The following is a 22970-nucleotide window of genomic DNA, read 5'->3' on the forward strand; positions in this document are numbered from 1 at the left end:
TGTGAAGGTCGAGTTTCCTCGGCTGAGCCGCGTGAAGGCCCCCTTCCCTCGGCTCAGCCGAGGGAAGGGGGCCTTCACGCGCTGTCGTCGTGACTGGTGGGGCGGCAAGCCGGAGAGCTTGCCGGTGGGCACACAACGTGAAACGCCACGGGCACGACGAACGACTTACTCGGTACGCAAGTACGGAAAGTTGTGGTCGATGAGCGCTGATCGCGCGGTCCAGCTGCACTGGGAGTCCCGGCATGTCACCGGCGACGGTCGCTGCGCGCTGTCCTATCCGGGCATCGCCGTGGTCCGCCACCATGACGGCGAGGTCGTCGGCCAGGCCTGGGTGCCGATCGGCGACGAACCCACCTTCGACGACGACGAAGCCCTCATCGCCGCCTTGCACGCCGCGTGGCGGTGGAGCAAGAGCGCCGCCTGACCGCGCGGCTACTCGCCGCCCTTGTACTTGCGCTGATGTTCCTCGGCTTGCTCGCGCGGCGACTTGTCCACGTAGCGCCCGTGGACCAGGTCGTTCTCCGTGTAGTCCGCCCGCCGCGACGACCAGCCCGGCAGCATGAACTTGCGGGTCCCGCCCCGTCCCCGATCACGCAGATCGGTGATTATGGCGATGCCGATGACCAGGACGAGAACGCCCAGCCCGATCCAGATTCCGACCATGTCTGCTCCCCCCACAGATGAAGTCCCAAGGCGAGGGTAGCGCGGGGAAAGTCCTCGGACGTTGCTCTTTTCGGGCGCGGGCATGACGGTGCCCCGGTCTCCGCGAGGGTTCGCGGACACCGGGGACCGGGAGCGGTCAGCCCCGGGTGTTCGGGTCGATCACGCCACCCGCGAGGCCGGTGGCGGCGTCTCCGATGGCGCCGGTGGAGTCGACGACACCCTGACCGGCGGCGGTGGCCGAGTCGACGGCGCCCTGACCCGCCGCGGTGGCGTTCTCGGCGAGGCCCTGTCCCGTCTCGGCCAAGCCACCGGCGGCCTGACTCGCCTGGTCAGCGGCACCGGACAGATCGACACCGGTCAGCTCGCCGACCTTGTCGCCGGCACCGCCCAGCAGTTCGGCGGCCTTCTCCTTGAGCGAGTCGAACAGGCTCATCTGGGGTACTCCTCGGATCGGTCGGGCGGGTGCGGCTGCAAGTTCACCGTACAGGACAAATCGGGCACGGTGCGCGACGACCGCACCGCGTCCACAATGGACGGTTCACTCCGAGGTACCCGGGACCGGCGATGAGCGTGCGCTCAGCGACAGGGCGGCTGATAGCGATCGATGGCGAGGCCGCGGAAGTCGAGCTTGTTCGGGGTCTTGCCGACGAAGACCAGGCCGCGTGCCTCGGCCAGCGCCGAAACGAACGAGTATGTGGGTTTACCCAACTCCGGCAGCGTCGTCCACGCGTCGGGCGCGAAGCTGAAGAACTTCTTCACGAGCTTCCCGCCGGTCGACGGCACCTTCGTGAGCCATTTGTCGCCGCCGCTCCAGTGCGACGCCGGGCGCAGCTGGACGTAGAGATCGTCGGTCGCGCTGTAGGTCATCCAGAAACCGGCGGATTTCGTGAGATCGGCCTGCGCTTCGAACTGATTCCCGAGCCAGACGACGACCACGTGCCACTCGGCTTTGAGGAACGCCACCTTGGCCGCGTACCCGCCGCCTTCGCGGACCAGCAGGCTGCCGGTCGGCGGAACGGTCGTACCCTCGCCGGACGCGATCCAGTGCTGCAATCGGTCGATCGACGGGGTCGCGCATTCGCATTCGCGCCGTGGCGGATGCCAGCCGGACGCGTCGGCGATCGCCCCGGGGCCGATCAGCGGGACGAGGAGCATGGACGCGAGTACCGCGAGCGTCCTGCAGAAGCGAACCCTGGATCCTCCGCGCATTCCGGGAAACTAGCACGGAATTCCCTCCCACAGCGGGAAAGCCGGTGAAGTGCCCCACTGAGCGGAACTGTCCTTTGTGGACATCAGTCCGCGAGGAGGCCGTCCAGCTCGGCTGCGAAGAGCAGGGAAGGGTCGAAGCCCATCCCGGCGAAGTGTCCGGCGACCTCCAGCGACAGGACGCCGTGGATCCGGGTCCAGAAGGTCAGGGCGCGGCGAAGGGTCGCGGACGGCGCGCGATGGCCGCCGTCCCAGTGGCGATGGTCGTCGAGATGGGCATCGAACGGCGTCGCGTGGTCATCCGCGGGACGCGTGGCGTGGACGTCGAGCAGGACCGCCATGATCTCATTGGAGATCTCGGTGGTGTCGTCCGGCGCGTGGTAGCCGGGAATGGGCGTGCCATAGATCAGCAGGTACCGCTGCGGGTCCTTCAGGGCCCATTCCCTTATCGCGTAGGCGACTTCGGCCACTCCGCCACCCGACTCGGCGGACGCCTTGACGGCGTCGGCGAGGCTTCGGTATGCGTCGCGAATGAGGTCCGTGAGCAGCTCGTCGCGACTGGCGAAGTACCGATACAGCGCGGGACCGCTCATGCCGACGTGTTTGGCGATCGCGTTGAGGGAAAGCGCCGAGACCCCCGTCGTGGCCAGCTGCTCCCACGCGTACTGCTTGATCTCCGCGCGCACTTGCGCCCGGTAGCGCTCCCGCGAGCTCTTGCCGCCTGCGTCCATCGGTCACCTCCAGCGTCTAGTTAGAGGCTATCACTTTCCCTATTGACACTCAGCCTGGCGTGGTTATAGCTTCTAACTATCGCGAGTGCAGCTAACCAAACAGGGAGAAACCCGATGCCGAAGACCCTCACCCGTACCGGAGCACGCGCCGCACTGCTCGCCCTCCCGCTGGCCATCGGCCTGCTGGGCGCAACCGTGACGCCCGCACAGGCCGCCACCACCGCTGCCCCGGCTCCGCTGACCTGCCAAGGGAAGACCATCGACACGCAGGCCCCGATCCACTACCGGACCGAGACCCTCATCAAGGCTCCGCTGAGCAAGATCTGGCGGCTGCAGACCGACGTCGAGAACTGGCCGTCCTGGCAGGAGCCGGTCCTCAGCACCCAACGCCTCGACTGGGGTCCGCTGCGGAAGAACTCGCGGTTCCGCTGGACCACCCCGACGCCGGCCACCGCGACGACCCCCGCCACCACGCTGTCGATCACCTCGACCGTGCACCAGCTCCAGCGCGGCAAATGCCTCCGCTGGAGCGGACCCGCCGTCGGCGAGGGACTCGGCATCGACAATGGCGTCCACGTCTGGAACTTCACCGAGGTCAAGGGCGGCGTACTCGTCCGCACCGAAGAGAACTGGGCCGGCGCCCAGGTGGAAGCCGACGTGCCCACCTCGACCCAGTTCCTCGGCATGGGTCTCGAAGCCTGGCTGAAGGACCTCAAGGCCACCGCCGAAGCCCACTGCTGACCCGCTCACCGCGGCCTACGCCACACCTCGTGCTCTCCAGAAGTACAGGAAGGCCCCCTTCCTTGCGTCTAGGTACAGGAAGGGGGCCTTCATGTACTTGGAGAAGGAGACGTACGCACTCACGACCCCTGGACCGACCCGCCGTCCGTGAAAGACGGAATGGCGCCGTAGGAGGCCTTTCGCGAAGCCCGCCGCAAAGTCGCCAGCACCGCGGGCCCCAGCGCCAGGATCGCCACCGTATTCGTGATCGCCCGCCCGGTGTCCCATCCGGCCGTCGACGTCAGCAGGGTGAAAACCGCGAACCGGTGCAGGTTTTCCAGCAGCGGAGCACCGGAGGCGTACGAAATGTGGCCGTCGTGGTACGGCACTTCGGCGTCGGTGATGAACGGCCAGAACCACAGGTTCATCAGGAACCCGAACACGTACGCGACGAAGATGCCGTAGCCAACCAGCATCGCGATCTCGGCCTTGCCGGTGACCCGGCGCGGCAGCAGTCCCGCGCCCATCCCGATCCACGCCGAGCACATCATCTGGAACGGCAGCCAAGGTCCCACTCCGGCGGTCAGCAGCGCCGAAGCGAACAGCGACGTACAGCCCAGCACGAAACCAAAGCCGGGCCCGAGCACCCGCCCGGCCAGCACCAGCAGGAAGAACACCGTCTCGATCCCCGCGGTCCCCGCGCCGAGCGGGCGCAACGCCGCGTTCACCGCCGAGAGGACGCCGAGCATCGCGAGTGCCTTGGAATCCATCCCCCCTTCGGACAGCTCGGCCAGCACGATGACGATCAGGATCGGCAGGATCCCGATGAACACGAACGGCGCGTCCGGGCCGTGCTGCATCGACTGCGGTTCGACGCGGACCAGCAGCGGCCAGATGAACATCATCAGGCCCGCCAGCGACGCGAGGCCGAGCACCAGTGCCGAGCGCGGGCCCAGCCGGACCGCGGGCGCCGTGGTCACCGGACCTCCTGCGGCAGCGCCGAACGGACGTCGTCGACGGTGAGCCACGGTTCGCCAAGGATCTTGGCGACCTGCGTGGCGAACGCCGGGGAACCACCCAGCACCTCGCCGGTCGGGCCGTCCGAAACGACCTCCCCTTCCGCCATCACGAGCACGCGATGCGCGATGGTCGCGACGAATTCGACGTCGTGGGTGGCCACGACGACCGCCTTGCCCTCGGCCGTCAGCGACGCGATCATCTGCGCCAGCGCGGCCTTCGCGGTGTAGTCGAGGCCTCGGGTGGGTTCGTCCAGCAGCATGATCCGGGGCGCGGCCGACAACTGCACCGCGAGTACGAGTGCGAGACGCTGTCCCTCGGACAGGTCACGCGGATGCGACGCCGGATCGATGCCCGGTGCGAGCCTGTCGAGCAAGCCTCGGCAAGATCCCGGCTCCGCACCCGATTCCGCGTCGGCCGCGTCGCATTCGGCGGCGACGGTCTGCAGGTACAGCAGATCGCTCGCGGTCTGCGGCACCATCCCGACCAGTTCGCGTGCCTCGGCGCTGCTCAGCGTTTTCGGATCCTTGCCGCCGACGGTGACCTTCCCGCCCTGCCGGGGACCGGAGCCCTGCACCGCCCACAGCAGGGAGGACTTGCCGGAACCGTTGCGGCCCATCATCGCCAGGACCTCACCGGCACGCAGGGCGAGATCGACCTCCCGCACCGCGACCTTCGGCCCGTACCGCACGACGACACCGGACGCGGTCAGCAACTCCTCGCCCGCGGTCGTGGTCCGGACCGGCGGCGCTCCCAGCGTCAGCGAAGAAGCGCGGCGGCGGGCGTCGCGTACGGACATCGGCAACGGATCCCACGACGCCAGCCGTCCTAAATGGACGATGGGCGGCGCGATGGGCATATCCTTCAGCACCTCGGGTGGCGTGCCGTCCACCACCGCACCGGTACCCGGCACGTAGATCATCCGGTCCGCGAACGGGATCACGCGTTCCATGCGGTGCTCGGCCATCAGCACCGTCGTACCGAGGTCTTCCACCAGCCTCGCCAGCGTCGCCAGCACCTCTTCGGCCGCCGTCGGGTCCAGCGCCGACGTCGGTTCGTCCAGCACGAGCACCTTCGGATGCGTGGTCAGCACCGAGCCGATCGCCACCCGTTGCTGCTGCCCGCCGGACAACGTCCGCAGTGCGCGGCGACGCAGTTCCGCGATGCCGAGGAGATCCAGAGTTTCCTCGACGCGGCGGCGCATCACCTGCGGGTTGAGGCCGAGTTGTTCCATGCCGTAGGCGAGTTCGTCCTCGACGGTGTCCGTGACGAAACCCGCCAGCGGGTCCTGGCCGACGACGCCGACCAGATGCGCGAACTCACGCGGCGGCCGGGACCTCGTCGTGATGCCGTCGACCGACACCGTCCCTTCGAGGTGGCCGCCGGTGAAATGCGGGACGAGACCGTTGATCGTGCCGAGCAGCGTCGACTTGCCCGCACCCGTCTGGCCCGCGAACAGCACGAGTTCGCCTTCGCCGATGGACAACGTCACGTCGGACAGCACCGGCTCGGTGCGGCCGTGGTAGGTGAAGGAAACCTGATTCAGTTCGATCATGCGTGCGCTTCTTTTTCGTGCGCTTCTTTTTCGTGCGCGGCGTACGGGGGTTCGGGAACCGGGGTCAGGAAGGCGGGCAGCACGCCGATCAGCACGCCGAGCAACGGCCCCCACGACAGCAACGGCCAGGACAGGTTGATCAGCGACGGGTTCATGTTCATCGGGTTCACGTTGGATGTCGTGAACAGGATCGCCGCGACGCCGATGCCGCTCGCGGCGGCGACGACCTCCGCCAGATGCCAGCGATCCGGCCGGTAGCGGGTGCGCTGGACCCGCTTGCCAGCGGACCAGAACCCGGCGAGCCCGACCAGCACACCCGCGGAAAGCACCGGCGCGGCGAGATACCGGGGCGTCGAACCGTCCAATGTGGCGTAAACGCCGACGCAGACGCCGATCAGGCCGATGATCATCAGTGTTCCGGTGATCAGCCGGGCGCGGGCCGCGACCATCCCCGCGCGGCCGTAACCCCGGGAGTCCATGGACGCCGCGAGTTGCAGTGACCGCGAAAGCGCGTCCTCCAGCACCGGGATGAGGATGGCGTGCAGCGCCTTCACCTTCTTGCCCGAGCCACCCCGCAGCTTGCGGGCCCGCCGCACCCGCAGCACGCTTTCGGCGAGCTGCGGGAACACCGACAGCGCGACGATCACCGCCGTACCCACCTCGTACAACGCGGGCGGCATCGCCTTGAGCAGCCGTTTCGGGTTCGCGAGCGCGTTGGCCGCGCCGAGGCAGATCACCATCGTCGCCAGCCGCATCCCGTCGTAAAGCCCGCCCAGCAACGATTCCGCGGACACGTCGCCGAACAGCCGGATCCCCGCCGCCCATTCGGGCAGCGGGATCTCGGGCAGCCGCAGGATGATCGTGGAGCCTTCGGCACCGCCGAACACCAGCCGGAAGAACACTCGGACCGCGACGATGAACGCGCCGAGGTACAGGTAGAGCCGGAACGCCAGTGCCCATGGCGCCTCACTGCGCCGGGCCACGACGACGTATCCCGCGACGGCCACGATGGTCAGCAGCAGCCACGGGTTCGTCGTGCGGGTCGCCGCGACGGCGAGCCCCAGCGCCCACACCCACCAGGCGGCCGGATGCAGGTCGCGCGGCAGGAAGTACGACGTCATCCGGCTCCCTGCGCGTGTTTACGTCTGCGTGCCACCAGGAATCCGGCCACGCACAAGGCCAGCACCGCGCCACCGGCCACCCACGGCGCCCAGTCGCTCGCGCCGGACTCGCGCTGGATCACCGCGTTGACGTCTTCGGCGTTCTCGCCGCCGGTGAACGCGACGTTCATCGACGGGTCTTTCGCCTGCGGCCGCGCCGAAGCGCTCGGACGCGGTTTGGGTGGCGGCAGCGCACCGGAACCCGGGCCCGCCGCCGGACCTTCTCCTTGGCTCGCGCCGGGTTCCGCTCCCGCCCTCGGCTGCTGCTCGCCGCCCTGCTGCCCGCTGCCCGCCTGAGGCTGTGGCCGCTGCCTCTCGTTGGGATCGTCGGTGACCGGCTTGGCTTCCTCGCGCGGTACACAGGGCAGGCTCTCGGTTCCCGGCCGCACCGCGGACACCCGCGGCACCGGGTTGTTCTCCGCGGTGGCGTTGAGCGAGAACGACCAGCCTTCGAACCCGCCGGGGATGAAGTCGCGGTTCTTCACACCCCATTGGCTGTAGTCCCACGCGCAGTTGTTCGAGGCGTGCCAGTACGACCAGTAGGCCTGCGCCGGTGGCGTGTCGATGCACAGCTCGCGGTACTTCTCACGGCCGGCGATCGGGACGTCCTCCGCCGCCGACGGCCGGTTCTCGACCCGGCAGATGAACGCCTCGCCCCAGCGCTGCGCCCCCGCGATCTGAAACCCCGCGCCCTTGAGCGCGTCCAGCCCGGTACCGCGACCGGCCTGGGGGTCACAGCGCACGATGGTCGTGCCGCCGAGCTGCTGGAAGTCGACGACCACGGTGACACCGGTGGCGTCCTTGCAGAACCCCGGATAGCCCTTGCCCTGATCGACCGCGTGCGCGACAGGTGACGAGGCTGCGATCAGGAAGATCACCGCCAGTACGCCGAAGACCTTCCTCATTGGACGGTCGGCGTGACACCGGGCGGCGGGTTGGTCGTCGCCGACTTGTTCAGCGAGTACGACCAGCCTTCGAAGCCACCGGGGACGACCTTGCGATTGAGCGCGCCATAACTGCTGTAGATCCAGGGAGACCCGGAACCATTGGCGTACCAGTAACCCCAGTACGCGCCGGCGGGCGGGGTGTTGACGCACGCTTCCTTGTAGTTCGGGTTGCCCGACAGCGGAATGGTCTCCGCCGCGGACGGGCGGCCACCCAGACGGCAGACGAATCCGAGGCCCCATCGCGCGGTGCCCGCGACCGGGATCCCGGCGTCCTGCAACGCCTTGATGCCGGTGCGGTCGGTACCCGGGTTCGCATTGGGTGAGCAGCGGGTGATTGTCGGTGCGGCGGTGCCGCCGTTGCCGTCCAGCTCCTGAAAGTCGACGACGACGGTGACCCCGGTCAAGGCGTCGTTGCCGGTACAGACCCCGTTGTAGCCCGCGGCGTTGGCCGGCGCGGCCACCGCGGTGGTCAGTCCGGTCAGTCCGATGAGGACGGACGCGACGGTGAGCAGTTTTCTCATGATGAGACCCCCTTGGTCTTGATGAAGCGGCGAAGCAGGAGAAGAAGGGCGACCGCGGCGGCCAGCAGGATCCCGGCCAGCCCGACGAGCCCCCAGGTCATCCAGGTGGGCTGGGCGGAGGACTGCGACTGAGAACTGGCCACGGCGGCGTTGATGTCGGAAAGCGGCAACCGGATGGCGGGTGACAGCGGCGAATCCGCGGCGGTGAGCCACGACCGGCCCGCGACCCCCTGCGCGGCGGCAAGGCTCGTCGGGAAGTCGGTCTTCCCGTCGCTCGCCGCGACCGATCCCTTCGCGAAGCCGCCGTCGGCGAGCACCAGCTTGCCCAGCGAACGCGAGGTTCCGCTCGCGTCGAGTCCGGCGACCTGCCGTGCGGCGGCGACGGCGGCGCTGAGCGCGACGTCCGGCTCCCCGGCCTCACCGGTCACCATGCCCTCGCCGGTCGGCCGGACGCCGAGCGCGCTCACCGCGGAGACAAACGCGGCCACCCGCCGCTCGGACCAGCCGTCCGGGCGTTTCGTCGCCGGTGCCGCGTCGGTATGCGGACGGGCACCCAGCGCGGTGACCGCCGCGGCCGTCGCGGCGAGATCGCCGGATCCACACTCCGTGGTGTCGAGGTGTCTCGGGAACGTTCCGTCGGCGCACTGGCGCGAGAGCAGCAGTTCGACCGCGGGACCGGGGTCGGCGGTGGTCGCGAGCAGGGCCCACGCGTGCCGTTCGACGGTCTCGTCGGCGTCGGCGAAGGATCCGATGTCGGTGAACTTGCCGTCCTGCCCCCGGAGTTTCACCAGGTCGTCACGCAGCTGATCGACGACGTCCGACTTCGCGAACTCGGCGACGAGCACGAGTTTCGCGAGCGGTTCGGCGTAGGAGGCACCGGTCTGCTCATACGGCGCGCCGTGGGCGTAGGCCTGCACGGCTTCCGGCGTGAGCAGGAACTTCGTCGCGCGCGCGACCGCGTCCGGCTGCTCGTCCAGCGCCCGCAGCGCGAGCACCAGCTCCGCGGTGGCGTCGTAGTCGACGTAGGTCTTGCCGTCCTCGGTGACCTCGACGTGGTCGCCGCCGACCAGCCGGTTCGTCAAGTACGCGCCAAGACGGGACGCCGGGGTCGCCGTGTCCGGGATCGCGACCGGGGCCGCGATCGTCGACGGCGGCGGGACGTGGGCGCCCGTGGACGCCCGTGGCGCGGTGGCCTTCTTGGGTTTCGGCGTGGTGGTCTTCGGCGCGGGCTTGACCGCGGGCGGGCTGGTCGGCGGCCCGGTGCTCTTCGTCAGTGTGGAGAAGGGGATCTGGGAAAGCCCGAGCGAGGCCTGTGCGCCCGCGCGGATCCACGTGTCGAGCCCGCCGATGCCGTTGACCCGAGCCGCCACGTAGGAGTCCGGGTTGTAGGCGATCGCGCCGATGTCACCGGCGAGCCGGTTCCCGGAGTCGGCGGCGGCGCTCGCCTGCGCGGCCTTGAGGAACCGGACGCCGCGGTCCACCGCCACGTCCGCGCCGCCCGCGTCGGCGAGTGCCTGGACGATCATCCCGGTGCTGTTGGTGTTCGGGGCTTCGGTGCCGACACCGCCACCCCAGCCACCGCCCGGGGTCTGGTTCCCGATGAGCCAGGAGACGGTCTTGGCGATCGGCACGTCGAGTCCGGCGGCACCCGCCTTCTTCGCGGCCAGCAACGCCGAAAGTGCGAGGCCGGTGGCGTCGCCGTCCGACGCGGACAGGTCGAACGGCTTGCCTTCGTCACAGGTCGAGACCTTCTCGCCGTTCGGCTTGACGTGGTCGCCGGTCTCGGTCGTCTTGATGTAGCCGAAGAAGATCCGGAAGTAACCCTCGGAACACTGCTGGGTCAGCAACTTGTCGATGGCGAGCCGGTCGTTCTCACCCACCGCGGCGAGCCCGATCACGCCGAGTGCCTGGCCGAACATGTTCGCGTTGTTGATCACCGCATCGGCGAGGGCGGGATCCTTCGAATAGTCGCTGATCCGGCCGATGTCGGGACCTTCGCGCATGATCGCGCCCTTGGTCTCGGCGACCATGTCGTATCCGTCGAAGTTCCGGGGGTTCCGGCCGGAGACCTCGGCGGCGACCAGTGTCTTGGCGACGGCGCCGCCGACGATGAGCTTGTCGTAGCCTGCGCCAGGGACGAGGCCGTCCCAGGTGAAGTAGTCGGTGGCGTGTCCCTGCTCGTCGAGGAACTTCACGATCGGTTCGGCGCTCGCCCCGTTGCCCGAGGCGTACATCGCGAACAGCGCGTCAAGCATCAGGCCGTGATCGGGCAGTTCGCCACCGTTGGGGTTTTCGAAAGTGCCGTCCGGCTTCAGCTTGCTCGCGAGCCAGCGGGAGTTCGCCTGCGCCGCGTCGCGGTCGCTCGCGGCTGCCGCCGTGCCCGTGAGCAGCGCGGCGACCACGCCGGTACTGACGGCGAAGGCCAGGGCTGCCAGGTACCCGCGGCGCATGTACTCCTCCTTGCGGCCGTGAAGGAGACAGGCGCGGGACGCCGTAGTCACCCCTGCTTATCGCGACAGTGGTTCGGACTTCTGGTTCGTGCATCCACTCGTGCGGCACCCGGCTCGCCCTGGTGAGGGCCCACGGTTGCGCGACAGCGCCGGATTTCGACCGGCTTTCCCGTCACGAGCGGCGATGTGAAGTTGTCGAGCCCGCCGAGGTTAACACCCGATAACCCGAGGCAGACACCGCCGAGCAGGTCGGTTGCCAGAATCACACCGTCACTCGGGGCATGGCGGTACCGCGGGGCCGACCGGGATGAGACTCTTCGGTTCGTCCGATTCAACGCGGTCGTGGGGGAAGTCCGGTGAGAGTCCGGCGCTGTCCCGCAACGGTATGCCTTCCAGGCGAGCCCGGTCACCCACGTCGCGCGGTGTCACACCGAGTCCTGTCGAGGAAATGCGGGAAAGGGTTCTCATGAGACGTTGGGTTTTCGCTGTCGCCCTGCTGTGCGGTATCGGGCTGGTCGCCGCTCCGGCGGCGAGCGCGACCACCGCGAACAAAGCGGACGCGGCCGCGGGCTGGCTCGCCAGGCAGATGACCGATGGCGAACGATTCGAGGCCGACTTCGGCGGCCAGAAGTTCCCCGACCAGGGGCTGACGATCGACGCCGTCTTCGCGTTCGCCGCCGCCGGGGTGTCGGACACCAACGCGGGCAAGGCGATCACGTGGCTGGCCAAGCCGGAGATCACCACGGGTTACGTCGGCAGCGGCAACGAGGCCTACGCGGGTGCGCACGCCAAGCTGATGCTGGCCGCGCAGATCCGGGGCAAGAACCCGGCGTCGTTCGGCGGCGTCGACCTGAAGGCGGGACTGCTCTCGCTGCTGACGCCGTCCGGCCGGTTCTCCGACCGCTCCGATTTCGGTGACTACTCCAACGCTCTCACGCAGTCGCTCGCCCTGCTGGCGCTGGACCGCACGTCGTCGGGCGCTCCCGCGTCGGCCGTGACGTTCTTGGCGGGTACCCAGTGCGCGGACGGCGGTTTCCCGCTGAACTTCGGCGAGGCGACGTGCAGTAGCGACGTCGACTCGACCGCGTTCGTCGTACAGGCGCTGCGTGCCACCGGTGACGCGGTGAACGCCGGCGAGGGCACCTCGTGGCTGGTCACCAAGCAGCACGCGAACGGTGGCTTCGGCGTCGGCACGAACGCTCCGAACGCCAACAGCACCGGCCTCGCCGCCGAAGCGCTGGCAGGTCACCGTCCCGCCGCCGCGGTCAAGGCACGCGAATTCCTGCGGTCGCTGCAGACCGGTTGCGCCGGTGCGACGGCGGACCGCGGCGCGATCGCCTACGACGCCACCGGCCTGAACCCGTCGACCGCTCCGCGTGCGACCGCGCAGGCGATCCTCGGCCTGGCAAGGGTTCCGTTGAGCGACCTGCAGGGCGGAGGCCGTCCGCAGGCCCCGGTGCTCGCCTGCCCGTGACGTCACCTCGTGAGTGGTAAGGGTCTCGGGCTTGTCTATGAAGGAATTGGGACACTCAACGTCCCAATTCCTTCATAGACTCCGGCAGCGACCCGCATAACCGTCTTTATCACTCACGAGCGCGAAGGGGCTCGACGACATTGGCCAGCTCGTCGAGGCGTTCCAGGGTCTCGGCCTCGGGCAACGTCGGCAGGATGAGCGAGACTTCGTCGACCCCCGCCTCGGCGAGGCGCTTGAGCAGCTCAGGATCGGCCGGTGCGCCGAACACACTGATCCAGACGTCGGTGCGGCCTTGGTCGGCGAGCCAGGACCGGACCCGGCGCAGTTCCTCCGGCGGGGTCACGGAATGCGGCAGCCAGCCGTCGGCGTGCTCGGCGAGCCGCTTGAGTCCCGCGGGGCCCTGACCGGCGACGTAGATCGGCACGTGCTTCCGCACCGGCTTCGGCCAGGCGTAGACCGGGTCGAAGTCGACGTGCTTCCCGTGGAACTCCGCCTCGTCCTTCGCCCAGATCTCCTTGAGTGCCTGCAACTGCTCGGTCAGCAAGGCACCCCGCGTCCGCGGATCGACGCCGTGGTTGCGCATCTCCTCGATGTTCCAGCCCGCGCCGACGCCGAACACGACCCGGCCGTCCGAGAGCAGGTCCAGACTGGCGATCTCCTTGGCCGTGTAGAGCAGATCACGCTGGATCATCAGCGCGACCGCGGTGCCGAGCCGGAGGTTCGAGGTGGCTGTCGCGGCAGCGGTCAGCGCCACGAACGGGTCGAGGTTGCGCAGGGCGCCCCGTGGCAGCTCACCGCCGGGATACGGCGTTTCCCTGCTCACCGGGATATGCGAATGCTCGGGGAGGTAAAGGGAATCGAATCCCTTCTCCTCCATGGCCGCGCCCAGCACCTGCGGGCGGATTCCTTCGTCGGTCACTGATGCCGCGATACCGAAGTCCATACAGTGCACGACCCCTCGGGACACCCGGGTATTCCCGGCGGGGAGCGCGGGTCGCCTGGACGCGCCCCTCCGGGTCGGCAAGAAGGACTCGTGAGTGATTTGGGTCGTTCTAACGACCCAAATCACTCACAAGCTTTTGCTCAGCCCGCCGAACGCCCCAGGGCGACCGTCAGGTCCGGTTCAAGCGCGCGGACTTCCGGATCAGAGTGCCAACGCCGCACGAGAGTGGCCAGGCGACGCAAATCGATGCGTACCGTGGCGGACCCCAGTTGAGCGACCTGGCCGAGGAGCGGCCGAACGAGCCGGCAGGCCCGCTCCAGCTCGCCGGACGCCGCGTAAGCCAGGCAGAGCCGCACACCGAATCGCGCGCGAGCCCGAACCGCGCTACCGGGAATCCGGGCGAGCTCCCGGCTGAGAACCTCCGCGGCCTCCGCAGGCCGCCCCAGATCGTAGAGACACCAGCCGGTCGCGACCGCTACGGGATTGGAGACGTGCGAAGTACCGATCACCGGTCCTTCAGGCGCCCCGTCAGGCTCCGACAGCAAAGCCTGCGCACGGTCCAAGGCAGCGAGGCATGCGTCACGGTCCCCTTCCAGCGCGTGCCCTTGTGCCTCACGCTGCACCGCGAGCCCGAGAATCCGCGCCGGCAGGTTCTTTTGCTCCTGGGCCCGTCGCGCCAGCGATACCGTCGCGGCGCCGTCACCCTGATACATCGTGATCAGGGCCTGTCGCACCAGTGCGTAGCCGCCCAAGAAGTCGTCGCCCGCCACCTTCGCGACCTGCACCGCCCGTTCCGTCCACCACGCTGCCGCCGTGTCGTCACCGGACTCCTGTGCCATCCAGCCCGCGTACTCCGCCGTACGTGCGGCCAAGGAGGCCACACCGGGCAAGGTACGGCCGTCCACCTGCGTCGCGAGTGTCCGCAAGGCCTGCGCCTGTCCGACCACCATCGGCAGCACGACGTCAGGGGACGAGAACTGCCCCAGCTCCCGCGCCGAGTCGAACAGCCGACGGTGATACAGCAGTTGCGCCTCCGCGTTGGCCGATACAACACCGGTACCGGACACTTTGAGTCCGGCGATCACGGCCATCCCGCCAAGCAGGACGTCCCGTCGCGCCACAGGACTGAACGCAGCACCACCATCAGGCGTCATCGTCATCACCCACACCTCTTCTTCAGCCGATTCGGACACAACGGTGCGCGCGGTCCGCGCCGTCCCACCCGCCAACGCGATCAGCTCGCCCTCGGCGCGCAACGCGGCATCGCACTTGCGCACAAACTCGGGCGACGGGGACTGCGCGCCGGTTTCGATCCGACTCACATGTCCCTTGCTGTAGTAGAGACGACGTGCGAACTCGCTGAGAGAAACCCCTTCGGCCACTCGCAACGCCCGCAACCTCGCCCCGAAAGTCTCCGACAGGGAAGACATCCGCGCACCGCCCTTCTCCGCTGACCATCTTCCGCACTCTTGTGCCGACCGGCATGGGGGTTCGTGTTCTGTCCTGGACCGGAAACAGGAAACAGGAAGTCGAACCTCCCGGGTATTAAACAGTAAGGGTGCCTCGACGCGTCCTGCCTGCGCCCACGTCGACAAACGGACACGAAAGATCCTTGTCAAAAACGTGACAAATTCTGGTCAGCGCCAGAACGGAAACAGGAAACGCTCCCCCTACTCCCAAGTAGGGCTTGTCAAGCGGCCGACCGGATGCCAAGGATTACTCCCTGTCATCCGTCCGGCAAGTACCTGCGATGCCGCCTGCCGAACCGGCGACACCCACCCGGCGAGCACGAAAGGTCCATCGTTGAACCAGATCTTCCTCAACTACCGCACAGCCGACGAACGTTTCGGAGTGGCAATGCTCGACCGTGAGCTGTCCCGGGCGTTCGGCCCGGAGACCGTCTTCTTCGCTTCGAAATCAATCGAACTTGGCGCCGATTGGGAGAAGAGCATGTTCGACGCGGTCGCGGCGTCGTCGGCGCTGCTGGTGGTAATGGGCCGCCATTGGATCGACGCCAAGAACGCCGACGGCCTGCGCCTGATAGACGATCCGGAAGATTTCGTCCGCCGGGAGATCCTGACCGCTTTCGAACTCGGGAAGCGAGTCATTCCCGTCCGAATGGACGTGCCGGAAAGGGTGCCCGCCGAGGAGTTGCCGGAGGTTCTTCGCTCGCTTCCCACGCTCCAGGACATCTCGATCCACTTCCGTAGCGCCGGCCCCGACATAGACAGGCTCGCGGCCAGGCTGCGACAGCTGATTCCCGGATTGCCGACGCCGTCGTCTTCGTCATCATCGGCATCGGCCGGGAAGTTCACGGCCTACGCCCATGAAGGCGGGGTGGTCAATCAGTACGACCAGGTCACCGTCCGGGGCGATCTCCATGCCGGCCCCAGATTCGGCTGACCTGCCCCTTTCCCCGCCCAGAAATCCGAGAAACCCACACGGAGCTGAACCGTGAGCGAGGACAAGCCGGCCGAACCGGCGCCCCAGGAACCGGCGACCCCGCCCAAGGAGGAATCCTCATCACCGCCCAAGGACAATCCGGCACCATCCAGCAGGGAGGAGGCGGTCAAGAGCCTGCGCGGTGAGGCATCGGAACTGTCGAACGTCCGGTTCACCAAGATCATCTCGGAGGCCGGCGGAAGACTGGAGGGCGCTGGGACACTCAACCTTTTCCAAGGCGACATCATCGTGGACGGCGACTTTGTGGCCGGCCCAGGTGGCCGGAGCACCTCTCGCCGGTCGACGAGAGCTCGGACCGAACCGCAGGACGTCGTCAAGGCCACGGAATACTTCGTGGCACCACCGGACTTCACCGATGGCGTCGGCCGGTTGCAGAGCACCAGCCTGCTGATCATGGCCGACGCCGCGGGCACCGGTCGCTTCACCCGGGCCCTGGCGACCCTCCGCGACGCGGCCGGTGAAGACGCGGACATCTATCGCGTCAACAGCGCGATGCTGGGGAACCCCGGCTGGCGAATCCCTCACTCGCGCAGCGGGTACATCGTCGTGGACTCAGCGGGCGGAGACGGCAAGTTCGCGGCGGGGAAACTCACCGACGACTGGCTCGCGAAGATCTCTGATCGGCTTCTGATCGAGGAAAGTCACCTCGTGGTGGTGACCGGTCCGGTCACCGGCCTTCTCGCCACCGCCTCAAGGCGCACAGAGTTCGTCGTCGAGGAGTTCGAACTCCCCGACCCCACCGAGATCGTGCGGCGACGAGTGGCAGGTGAGCTGCCGTGGCTGGACCCTGCCGAACTCGATGCGCAGCTGGCCGCCACGGGCCTCGCCGAACTACTGGAAGAACGCGACGACCCTCGCTTCGCCACCCGGGTGGCGGGCACCATGATCGAAGCCTGGCGTGCGGGAGAGGACGTCGGGAAGGTCGTCGGCAAGCTCAGCAATCCCGAGGACCAGGTCCGCGAATGGCTCAGCCGGGCCCCCGACACCGCCGACATGGCGTTGGTCCTTGCCACCGCGGTGCTCGAAGACGCCGGATACCTTCACGTCGCGGATGCCGCGATCGCGCTCTACCGACAGCTGAGCACGAACTCGGCGACCCTCACCCTGCGATATCTCAGGCGGATCCTCGCGGAACGCGGATGGCTCGAGCTCGTGCCGGCTCCCGAAGGGGACGACGGTGCTCCCCGATTGAGGTTCAAGTCGGCTCGTTTGAGGGTCGCGGTGCTCGGCGTGACATGGTTCGAGCTCGATGGCGCCAGAGCGAAGATCCTGGAATGGCTCAAGAGTCTCGCCGAGCACAACGACGTGGAAGTCCGTGCCCGGACCGCACAGGCGGCGGGCATTCTCGCGAACAACGACTTCGAGCACGGCCTGCACAAGTACCTGCTGCCCTGGGGCGCCTCCAAATCAGCCGCCCTCCGCCAGAGCGCGGCACACGGGCTCAACGTGGCGGGCACGCTCGGGACGAACGCGGAAGCGGCCTGGTCCTACATCGAACAGTGGGCAGAACAGGCACGCACAGCGAGGACCCCGAACCTGCCGATAACCGCGGGCCTTGCCGTCGGCGGCCAGCTCGGCCTCGAGAATCCTCGCCGCGCGCTGCGAGTACTGCGCACACTCGTCCACGACGACGACTGGGATCTACTGGAACCGGTCGCGATCAGCACACAAGCCCTGCTCGAGTCCGGGCGCGCCGCCGAGGTCCTGCAGGCGCTGCTCGACTGGACGGACCGGTCGGACGACGACGAAGCCGTGGTCAAGGCCCTGATGATGTTCGCGTTCGCGGTCCTGCCGGAAGACGGCGCGCGGGAACGCCCGCTGCTCATGCGGGAGGAATCCGAGCATCGGGTCGTACTCCCCGAGTTATGGGGCAGGGCGCTTGGCAATTCGTCGGCCCGAGAGCTCGCTCACGACGCACTGCGCTCCTGGGTCCGGTTCGCCGACCGTGACGAGGAGGTCTCGGGCTCCGTCCTCGATGTTCTCGCCGGCATCGCGGACCGCGGGAAGACCGACCTCGACCGGATCCTCCATCTGCTTCAAGGCTGGGCGGAAGACCGCCACGACCCATCCGACAAGGCCGCCGAGTTTCACGACACCCTCGTCGAGCTCGAGAAAGAGGCGTCATGAACCAAACCTACAACCCCATCATCCATCGCCTCGAACTCCGGCGGATGCGTTTGGGCTCCCCTCTGCGCGCCCCTGAGCTGGGCACCGCGATGGTTCTCGAACGAGCGGTGGGCGAACCGGTGGTGGTCAACCACGGCGATCGCGTTCCCGACGCGCGGTTCGGTAACTACCGCCGGATGTATCTGATCGACGTCGCCAACCGAGGCCTGGCCTTCACCATCAACACGGCCAGTGCCGATCCGGCCTTCCCGTTCAATGTCACCGTGCGGTTCGCGTGCCGGATCACCGACCCGGTCGCCGTGGCCAGGGACAACATCACGGACGTGACCGGCGCGTTGATGTCGTCCATGACGGGGATCGTCCGAGAGACGGCGGCCCGTTTCGACGTGCTCTCCCCTGCCGGTGCGCAGACCGCCATCTCGGCGCGGCTCAACTCCGCCTACATCCCGCCGATCACGCAGATCAGCAGCTTCTCCGTATCGGTCACGATGGTCGACACAGAGGACTTCGTGACCGAGCAACGCAAGATCCGGGTACGCAAACTGACCTTCGATTCGATGCGGCCCATCGCCGGCGGCAGCCGCGAGGACATGCTCGCTCACATCATGTCGATCGACGACGGCGACCCGATGGCACTTCTGGACCGGGAACGGGCCGACCGTGCGTCCGAGACCCAGGCGAAGATCGACGTGCTGCGCGCCCTCACCGGCAGTGACATGGAGGATTTCAGCGCCTCCGATGTACGCGACCAAGTCCTCGGCGAGTTCTTCGATCGAAGCAAGTCCGTGCCCGGTAAGAGGCGCAAGCTCCGCGATGGCCTCGAGTCCCGGGCCAAAGCCGCCATCGAGGAGGGCAAGGTGGTCGAAGGAAACGTCCCCCAGCCCGGCAAGACCGGCGACGAGCAGCCGGCGTCGCCTCCTGTTCCGGAGAACAAGAACGGATCCAGCCGCGTGCGAGGCACCATGCGCCCATCGGAACCGGAAAGCGGAAGCTGAGGCAGGCCGATGGACATTCATCCTGGAACCCGGGGAAGCGCACGCCTCTGGCACCACGTCGAGGACGGTTTCGTCTCGGTCGCGGTCTGGACGGAGAAGGTCGCGGGCGAAGGGGAGGACGCCGACCCTCTCATGCTGTATCACCGCCCGAGCGCGTCGGGGCTGCTCGCCGTGTTCGACGGAGTGGGTGGTGCTGGCCGTCCTCTCGCGGGCCGCACACCGTCGGGACGGGCGCGGACCCACGCATGGCTGGCCTCCCGTCGTGTGCGCGGTCTCGTCGAGGAGTGGTACACAGACCGCTCAACGGGCTTCTCACCGGAGGCGCTTGTGGCGCACATCGACGGCAGGCTGGCGACGGGGGTCCTGCAGCGCCGCAGAACGCGGGGCCGATTACAACGTGAGCTTCCCAGTACCTTTGCCGGCCTTGCCTTCGAACCCAATGCCGGACAGGTCTCGTGGCACGTACTTTGGGCAGGTGACTCTCGTTGCTACGTTGCCGAACCCAGCATCGGGCTTCAGCAGCTGAGCGTCGACGACACCGAGGCCGCCGACGCGCTGGCTCTCTTGCTCCAGGACCCGCCGATGACCAACATGGTCCACGCGAGTGGCGGTTTCGCGGTCAACCGGTGGCGGGGGTCCGCGCACGTCCCGTGTGTCCTCATCACCGCCACCGACGGTTTCTTCGGCTATGTCGACACACCTGCCGAGTTCGAGCATCTCCTGTGGCAGACCTTGCTGGGTTCGCAGGACGCCTTGCACTGGTCCGTCTTGCTCGCGGAACGAGTCGAGTCGTACACGAAGGACGATGCGTCCATCGCGATCGCCGCACTCGGCTTCGATGATTTCTCCGCGCTGCGCGCGAGTTTTCGTTGGCGTTTCGACAACTTGCAGGAGGAACACGCCACACCGATGCGCCGGGCCGCGTCGATGGGAAGGACGGCCTTGGTCGAGACGAGGGAGCGTTCCTGGCTCGCCTATCGCGATGGGTACGAACGACGGCTGCCCCGGTATGAAGGGATCGACTCGTGAAGCTGGGCGAGGTGGTCAAAGGCTACGAGATCATCACGCGTCCTTCGAACGCCAACGCCGGCAAGTGCCTGTGGGCGTTCGCACGCAAGGAAGGCGCGGACTTCTTCGTGAAGGAGTATCTGGATCCCAAACGTCCCCGCCCCGACTCGATGGGCACCGTTTCGGACAAGAAACGCAGACTCGCCGAGTGCCGACGCTTCGAACTCCACCACGAGAAGTTGTCCCGGCTACTGCGCGCGGACCACCTTCACGCCGGAAACATCGTACTGGCAAAGGATTTCTTCGCTCATGGGACTCGATACTACAAAGTGACGGACCGGATCGACGCGGCCGACGCGACCCCGGCGGAGTTGTCACCCGAGGACAGGAACGTCCTTCTGCACACCCTCTGCGAGAGCATCGCCCTGTTACACGAGTGCGGAATGGTCCACGGGGACCTCAAACCGGAGAACGTACTGCTTCACCGTCCCGAGGGAAGCGACCTGCACATCGCGAAACTCATCGACTTCGACGACGCCTACCTGTCCGGAGAGCCACCTGCCGCCGACACCATCGGGGGGAATCCCTACTACGGCGCGCCGGAATGGCTCAGCTATCTCCGTGGCGACAACGGAATCCGGGGTGAACAGCTCACGACGGCCGTCGACCTCTTCGCGCTGGGATTGTTGATCCACAGTTATCTCATCGGCACCGCACCGGGCTTCCCGGTCCGATTCGACTCACCCGCCGCTGCCGTCCTCGCGGGTGAAGCTCTGGAACTCGATCCCAAGCTCACGTCCGACTGGACGGCCCTGCTGGCGTCGTTGATCCAGGTCGATCCCGCCAAGCGACCCCGGATCGGCGAAGTCCTGTCGCTGCTCAACTCGGCGCGTCCCCCTGTCCGACGGGCCGCACGCAGCCGTGTCCGCATCAACCTCACCGGCCGTGTCCCGGTGTAAGGAGACCCATGCCCTCCGATCAGCAGAACCGAACCGATCTCGACTACGCGGTCGACATCGTCTTGTGCGTCGACGCCACCTTGAGCATGAAACCGACGCTCGACAACGTGAAGCACAGTGCACTCTCCTTCCCCGGCAGGCTTGTGCAGGAGATGGCGACCAAGGGCAGGGGGATCCGCAGCCTGCGCCTCAAGGTGATCGCGTTCCGCGATTTCGGAGACCGGGCCGAGGACGCCTTGGTCGAGAGTCAGTTCCTCCGGATACCGGCGCAGGTCGACGAATTCGAGCGCACCGTCAGCGCACTCGGCCCAGACGGTGGTGGTGACGCACCCGAGTCCGGGCTCGAGGCTCTCGCGGTCGCGATGCACTCCGACTGGGAGACCGGACTCGACCGCCGCCGCCATGTGATCGTGATGTTCACCGACGCTCCCGCCCATCGTCTGGGAGACCCTCGCCAGACCCGTGCGCGCACCTACCCGCAATCCGTCCCCGGCTCGCTCGACGAACTCTTCGCCTTGTGGGGGCACGCACAGAACCGTGGGTCACTCATGGAGAACTCGGCCAAACGACTACTGATCTTCGCACCCGAGGAGTACCCGTGGGCGGATATCGCCGACGATTGGAACAACACCCTCTTCTTCCCCTCCACGGCCGGAGAAGGACTCGAGGAGTGGGAGATGGACGAGATCATCGCGACCATCGCGAGCAGTCTTTGAGCCGACGTTTTCGTTTGCGGTTCCGGCGCAAACCCAGCGGGCCCAAGACCGGCGTACTACCCGGGCCGGAACCACCGGCACCCTGCCCTCCGGCGATCTTCGGACTGGACTTGATGCTCGTCCGGGATCGCGCGCTGCTTGTCATCACTGAGCAGAGTCAGCCGGGTGACCTGCCCACGATGCTCCGGATTCCCGTCGCGAGATGCGTCGCGGCCCGGATCACGACCGAGCCTGGGGTTCCCGGCACGGCACTGCTGCGACTCACCTTGACCGTGCGGCTGGGCCCGATCGCCTTGGTCGACCTGCCGCTCTGGTTCCCGGCGCAATGCCGGGTCGCTTTGCAGCGCCTGGTCGATGAAGTGACACCTCCACCCGGCGTCCACGATCGCACGAAGCCCTCCGATCCTCCCAGAGCGAACGCGGCCGCGGTCCCGGTGCTCGAACCGCTGACGGTTCGGCGCACGCCCGACAACCATGATTGGATCGCCTTCCGTGCCGGTGACGACGAGGAAGTGCTGCGAATCCGCCGTGACGAAGAGACGGTGAGCAATGAAGAACAAGGCTGATTGGTCGTGCGATTCGTGCCATACCAACAACTACGCGCAGCAAACGAGTTGCCGGGTATGTCTGCGGGAGCCCGGTAGCGCGACCGCCGTGGTGGTGCTCTCAGCGCACAAGCCGCTCAAGGTCCCCCACGACGAGACCGTCGACTTTGTCGAGTCCCGGCACAAGGAACTTCCTCGGCCGACCATCACCTTGGCACCGGTACCGCCATCACGACCTGCACCGGCCAAACCGTCGGATGTACCCAAGCGACCCGCGCCGGCGATCCCGCGACCGGTCCCGGCTGCTCCCCGGCCGCCGGTTTCCGGCTCCACAGTGTGGCGAGTGGTGCGCTTTCTTCTCATCCCCGTCCTCGCCATCGTCGTGATCACCAATCTCGGCCGCATCGGCGAGTTGCTCGGTTCTTTGGGGACGAACGGCGCAGGCCGCATCACCACGCCTTGTCCGGTCGAAGCGGCACGCTGGCTGCCGGGCAACGGCAGGGACGCCGAGCTGGTAGCCAGGTACGACACGGGCAGGCACACCGTGACGATCTGCCTCGACTCGGCGGGTTCCTACCACTACGACGGGCAGCTCAAAGGAAAACCCACCACCAAGGACAATCACATCTCTCTGCCCGCGGTACGAACTGCCACCGGCTTCACCGCGGTCAACGGTGAGTATCGCTATGAAATATCCGGACAGGATCTGACCGTCAGCAAGAAGGGCAAGATCGAAACCCGACTGCGCCTGGTGCCGTTGCCTTCGTGAA

Annotated in this window: 23 protein-coding genes and 2 riboswitches; of the genes, 11 read left to right on the plus strand and 12 right to left on the minus strand. The window is 67.5% G+C overall.

What is annotated here, in order from left to right:
- Positions 1-199 precede the first annotated feature (199 nt).
- Entirely contained in the window at positions 200-424 is a 225-nt protein-coding gene (locus AB0M65_RS16230) for a hypothetical protein (RefSeq protein WP_364027773.1), read from the plus strand.
- Between the two features lie 8 nt (positions 425-432).
- Here the strand turns inward: AB0M65_RS16230 and AB0M65_RS16235 are convergent, their stop codons facing one another.
- The 4 genes from AB0M65_RS16235 to AB0M65_RS16250 form a co-directional block, all read right to left on the minus strand.
- Positions 433-663, minus strand: coding sequence for a hypothetical protein (locus AB0M65_RS16235; RefSeq protein ID WP_364027776.1), 231 nt, complete (start codon positions 661-663; stop codon positions 433-435).
- A gap of 136 nt (positions 664-799) precedes the next feature.
- Positions 800-1096, minus strand: a complete 297-nt coding sequence (locus tag AB0M65_RS16240; RefSeq protein ID WP_364027779.1) for a hypothetical protein — start codon at positions 1094-1096, stop codon at positions 800-802.
- A 143-nt stretch (positions 1097-1239) separates the two neighbouring features.
- Positions 1240-1872, minus strand: a complete 633-nt coding sequence (locus AB0M65_RS16245) for a hypothetical protein (protein WP_364027782.1) — start codon at positions 1870-1872, stop codon at positions 1240-1242.
- 83 nt (positions 1873-1955) lie between these two features.
- Positions 1956-2600, minus strand: a complete 645-nt coding sequence (locus AB0M65_RS16250) for a TetR/AcrR family transcriptional regulator (protein WP_364027785.1) — start codon at positions 2598-2600, stop codon at positions 1956-1958.
- A gap of 114 nt (positions 2601-2714) precedes the next feature.
- Between AB0M65_RS16250 and AB0M65_RS16255 the strand changes: the two genes are divergently transcribed.
- Positions 2715-3341, plus strand: a complete 627-nt coding sequence (locus AB0M65_RS16255; RefSeq protein ID WP_364027788.1) for an SRPBCC family protein — start codon at positions 2715-2717, stop codon at positions 3339-3341.
- Between the two features lie 119 nt (positions 3342-3460).
- Here the strand turns inward: AB0M65_RS16255 and AB0M65_RS16260 are convergent, their stop codons facing one another.
- Genes AB0M65_RS16260 through AB0M65_RS16285 form a run of 6 tightly spaced genes read right to left on the minus strand, consistent with a single transcriptional unit; the run spans position 3461 to position 10970 of the window.
- Positions 3461-4300: an ECF transporter S component gene (locus AB0M65_RS16260; protein WP_364027791.1), complete on the minus strand. Its 840-nt coding sequence runs from the start codon at positions 4298-4300 to the stop codon at positions 3461-3463.
- Complete coding sequence (locus AB0M65_RS16265) at positions 4297-5892, minus strand: ATP-binding cassette domain-containing protein (protein ID WP_364027794.1); 1596 nt, start codon at positions 5890-5892, stop codon at positions 4297-4299. Before AB0M65_RS16265 ends, AB0M65_RS16260 begins: the two co-directional genes overlap by 4 nt.
- Positions 5889-7013, minus strand: coding sequence for an energy-coupling factor transporter transmembrane component T (locus tag AB0M65_RS16270; RefSeq protein WP_364027797.1), 1125 nt, complete (start codon positions 7011-7013; stop codon positions 5889-5891). The genes AB0M65_RS16265 and AB0M65_RS16270 overlap by 4 nt, the downstream gene beginning before the upstream one ends.
- Positions 7010-7957 carry an ABC transporter substrate-binding protein gene (locus AB0M65_RS16275; RefSeq protein WP_364027800.1) on the minus strand — a complete coding sequence of 316 codons (948 nt, stop codon included), beginning with the start codon at positions 7955-7957 and terminating at the stop codon, positions 7010-7012. Before AB0M65_RS16275 ends, AB0M65_RS16270 begins: the two co-directional genes overlap by 4 nt.
- On the minus strand, positions 7954-8520 hold the full coding sequence (locus AB0M65_RS16280) for a flagellar hook-length control protein FliK (protein WP_364027802.1): 567 nt from the start codon (positions 8518-8520) through the stop codon (positions 7954-7956). The genes AB0M65_RS16275 and AB0M65_RS16280 overlap by 4 nt, the downstream gene beginning before the upstream one ends.
- Positions 8517-10970 carry a hypothetical protein gene (locus AB0M65_RS16285; RefSeq protein WP_364027805.1) on the minus strand — a complete coding sequence of 818 codons (2454 nt, stop codon included), beginning with the start codon at positions 10968-10970 and terminating at the stop codon, positions 8517-8519. The genes AB0M65_RS16280 and AB0M65_RS16285 overlap by 4 nt, the downstream gene beginning before the upstream one ends.
- Before the next feature lie 103 nt (positions 10971-11073).
- A riboswitch (cobalamin riboswitch) is annotated at positions 11074-11143 on the minus strand.
- A gap of 132 nt (positions 11144-11275) precedes the next feature.
- Positions 11276-11403: riboswitch (cobalamin riboswitch) on the plus strand.
- 33 nt (positions 11404-11436) lie between these two features.
- On the opposite strand from AB0M65_RS16285, the gene AB0M65_RS16290 reads away from it, so the two are divergent.
- Positions 11437-12444 (plus strand): prenyltransferase/squalene oxidase repeat-containing protein, encoded by a 1008-nt coding sequence (locus AB0M65_RS16290; protein WP_364027808.1) that lies wholly within the window; start codon positions 11437-11439, stop codon positions 12442-12444.
- Between the two features lie 109 nt (positions 12445-12553).
- On the opposite strand, the gene AB0M65_RS16295 is transcribed toward AB0M65_RS16290, so the two are convergent.
- Together AB0M65_RS16295 and AB0M65_RS16300 are read right to left on the minus strand one after the other, a co-directional pair.
- Positions 12554-13387: an LLM class F420-dependent oxidoreductase gene (locus AB0M65_RS16295; protein WP_364027811.1), complete on the minus strand. Its 834-nt coding sequence runs from the start codon at positions 13385-13387 to the stop codon at positions 12554-12556.
- A 140-nt stretch (positions 13388-13527) separates the two neighbouring features.
- Positions 13528-14817, minus strand: a complete 1290-nt coding sequence (locus AB0M65_RS16300) for a helix-turn-helix transcriptional regulator (protein ID WP_364027814.1) — start codon at positions 14815-14817, stop codon at positions 13528-13530.
- A gap of 373 nt (positions 14818-15190) precedes the next feature.
- On the opposite strand from AB0M65_RS16300, the gene AB0M65_RS16305 reads away from it, so the two are divergent.
- From AB0M65_RS16305 to AB0M65_RS16340, 8 genes are all read left to right on the plus strand, one after another.
- On the plus strand, positions 15191-15790 hold the full coding sequence (locus AB0M65_RS16305) for a toll/interleukin-1 receptor domain-containing protein (RefSeq protein WP_364027817.1): 600 nt from the start codon (positions 15191-15193) through the stop codon (positions 15788-15790).
- 51 nt (positions 15791-15841) lie between these two features.
- Entirely contained in the window at positions 15842-17977 is a 2136-nt protein-coding gene (locus tag AB0M65_RS16310) for a hypothetical protein (RefSeq protein ID WP_364027820.1), read from the plus strand.
- Positions 17974-18972, plus strand: coding sequence for a hypothetical protein (locus AB0M65_RS16315; protein WP_364027823.1), 999 nt, complete (start codon positions 17974-17976; stop codon positions 18970-18972). Before AB0M65_RS16310 ends, AB0M65_RS16315 begins: the two co-directional genes overlap by 4 nt.
- 9 nt (positions 18973-18981) lie before the next feature.
- Positions 18982-20001 (plus strand): protein phosphatase 2C domain-containing protein, encoded by a 1020-nt coding sequence (locus tag AB0M65_RS16320; RefSeq protein ID WP_364027826.1) that lies wholly within the window; start codon positions 18982-18984, stop codon positions 19999-20001.
- Entirely contained in the window at positions 19998-20939 is a 942-nt protein-coding gene (locus AB0M65_RS16325) for a protein kinase (RefSeq protein WP_364027829.1), read from the plus strand. Before AB0M65_RS16320 ends, AB0M65_RS16325 begins: the two co-directional genes overlap by 4 nt.
- 8 nt (positions 20940-20947) lie before the next feature.
- Positions 20948-21655 carry a vWA domain-containing protein gene (locus tag AB0M65_RS16330; protein ID WP_364027832.1) on the plus strand — a complete coding sequence of 236 codons (708 nt, stop codon included), beginning with the start codon at positions 20948-20950 and terminating at the stop codon, positions 21653-21655.
- 113 nt (positions 21656-21768) lie between these two features.
- Positions 21769-22221 (plus strand): hypothetical protein, encoded by a 453-nt coding sequence (locus AB0M65_RS16335; RefSeq protein WP_364027835.1) that lies wholly within the window; start codon positions 21769-21771, stop codon positions 22219-22221.
- On the plus strand, positions 22205-22969 hold the full coding sequence (locus tag AB0M65_RS16340; protein ID WP_364027838.1) for a zinc finger Ran-binding domain-containing protein: 765 nt from the start codon (positions 22205-22207) through the stop codon (positions 22967-22969). The genes AB0M65_RS16335 and AB0M65_RS16340 overlap by 17 nt, the downstream gene beginning before the upstream one ends.
- The last annotated feature ends 1 nt before the right edge of the window (position 22970 follow it).

Source organism: Amycolatopsis sp. NPDC051071, assembly GCF_040682875.1.
GTDB lineage: Bacteria > Actinomycetota > Actinomycetes > Mycobacteriales > Pseudonocardiaceae > Amycolatopsis.